The sequence below is a fragment of the Peribacillus sp. NPDC096448 genome (assembly GCF_044762675.1).
Taxonomy (GTDB): Bacteria; Bacillota; Bacilli; order Bacillales; family DSM-1321; genus Peribacillus; species Peribacillus frigoritolerans_B.
Window position 1 is genome coordinate 1 of record NZ_JBIWEU010000054.1, and the last position, 2,120, is coordinate 2,120.

Sequence of the window (2,120 nt, forward strand, 5' to 3'; positions counted from 1 at the left end):
ACAGCTATGAGACCTGAGATTAATGCTATTTTCGTTCTAAAGCTTCGATTTTTTGTTGTTTCTGAATGAAAATTTGCTCTTTGTTGTTGTCCACCGGTCCATGCTCCGATAAAAACACCTGAAATAACAATACTTACTATCCCAACAATAAGAAAAAACTGAAACATTAATAACTCCCCCTTGTTAGGATTTCATATATTTTCATTACATATTATACCATGGAATTCATTGGGTTTCTTATAGAACTATCCTGCCCCGTTAGTGCCATAAGAAAAGAGCTGTTTTAAAGACAGCTCCGATCTTCAGCTAAAGCACCCGTTAGTAAGAACTTCAACTAATTGTATTCGAATGATCCTTTTTCCCAATCAAATAATAAACCAAATACCCTAATACATTAAATATAGCAAATACAATTATCCAACCAATGTTTAATCTTCTATGATGATAAGCATTAATGGTTGCCCAAATGGTAAATAACACCCAATAAACCACCAGACCAATGGACAATAAACCATAAGTTAAGCGATCGAAGTTTGAAATTTCAATTTCAACAGACCAATCTGATTCTTTATTATTAAATCCAGTATTGAAATGATTCAATATTGGATTCGTTTCTTCAAAAAATTCAAAATCTGAATTGGAAATATTAGAAGTTACTTTTACTCCATAAATAAACTTATTATCCTCTACACTTGCAGTCATAATTTCTTTTGCATCATTAGATATAGTTGTTTGAGTACCTAAACTACTAAGTATTTCATTACCTATGTTTTCAACGTTTTTATAGTGCTGATATTCAAATAAACCTAACGATAGGAAACCTATTATTCCAAGCAATAAGAATGTAAAAGCTATATAAAGCACCCTTTTAGCAAATGTTTTTTGTGCCTGAAACAATTGACTGACAACAGAACGAATCTCATTTTCTCCTCCAAATCGTTCGATAGCAATTTCAATGGCCTCTTGTTCTGACTTACCTTCTGACTTCAATTCATATACAGCTTCTAACAAATGATTTTTCATTTCTGCTTTCAATTCTTTTATTTCTTTTCGATTCCCAGTAGCATTCAAATAAACTGAATCCACAAATACCTCAATTTGTTTCAATTTTTTCTCCCCCTTCCAAAAATGTATCGATTAATTTTTTTACAAATTTCCATTCCGAACGCTTTTCTTCAAATCCTTCTTCACCCATTGATGTCAGTTTGTAATATTTTCTTCTACCTCCTGGTCCTTGCTCATCCCCCCAGTAAGAAGAAATCCATTTATTTTTTTCTAAACGCTTTAATGACAAGTAAAGCGTGCCTTCTTTAAGTTCAAATTGATTTTCACTCTTTTCTCGAACGAACTTAGCAATTTCATAGCCATACATATCTCTGTTAAGTAAAAGCGAAAGGATAAGTGTGTCTATATGTCCTTTTAACACCTCTTTATTAATTTCCAAATTTTCCACCTCCTGGTATCCATATATTTTATTTTATATTACTTAATAATGCAAGGTATACATCAGAAAAAAACAGGTAGTTCTTAATGAACTATCCTGCCCCGATAGTTCCATAAAGAAAGAGCTGCCTTAAAGACAGCTCTGATCTTCAGCTAATGCAGCCATTAGTTTAAGAAGAACATCATTAATCATTCAAATGGTTCTTTTCAATTTTCTTTTCTTATTTGAATCTGTTATTAATATTAAAACTAGGATTATTAGGCTTATTCCAAGTATAATTGCACCTACCATACTTACTCCCATTCCTGCAAATCCCCCAATTAACTTCAAACCAACAAAATGCGTTATGATACCTAAATTAACAAGTACCAATGGAGAAATATATATGTTTCTCTTGTTCTTGATTACCCAAAACAAACCCCAAATACTTAGTAATGAAATAGCAATAGGAAAATAGATAAATAGAACAGAAGTAAACAAAGGCTAACCCTCCCAACATTTGTGAGTTTTATCTTATGATCGTCTCCTTCATAATCTCCTTACTTATTTTAACATAAAATTACATTTCCTTATGCAACTAACCTCCCTCAATAAATTAAACACAATCTCACGATTGCTCTAGAATTCTTAGGATTTCATAGTCATATGATTAACCCTTATCTATGTAAGCTCGGCA

4 protein-coding genes are annotated in these 2,120 nt (G+C 31.9%); all 4 read right to left on the bottom strand.

Annotated elements, in window-relative coordinates; translation table 11 throughout:
* Window positions 1-167: DUF5316 family protein (locus ACIQ0C_RS27090; RefSeq protein WP_403065979.1), on the bottom strand; the 167-nt coding region annotated here is incomplete at its 3' end.
* A 163-nt stretch (window positions 168-330) separates the two neighbouring features.
* Window positions 331-1,107: a permease prefix domain 1-containing protein gene (locus ACIQ0C_RS27095; protein ID WP_403065972.1), complete on the bottom strand. Its 777-nt coding sequence runs from the start codon at window positions 1,105-1,107 to the stop codon at window positions 331-333.
* On the bottom strand, window positions 1,094-1,444 hold the full coding sequence (locus ACIQ0C_RS27100; RefSeq protein ID WP_328177584.1) for a PadR family transcriptional regulator: 351 nt from the start codon (window positions 1,442-1,444) through the stop codon (window positions 1,094-1,096). The genes ACIQ0C_RS27095 and ACIQ0C_RS27100 overlap by 14 nt, the downstream gene beginning before the upstream one ends.
* Before the next feature lie 192 nt (window positions 1,445-1,636).
* On the bottom strand, window positions 1,637-1,924 hold the full coding sequence (locus ACIQ0C_RS27105; RefSeq protein ID WP_403065976.1) for a hypothetical protein: 288 nt from the start codon (window positions 1,922-1,924) through the stop codon (window positions 1,637-1,639).
* Between the last annotated feature and the right edge of the window lie 196 nt (window positions 1,925-2,120).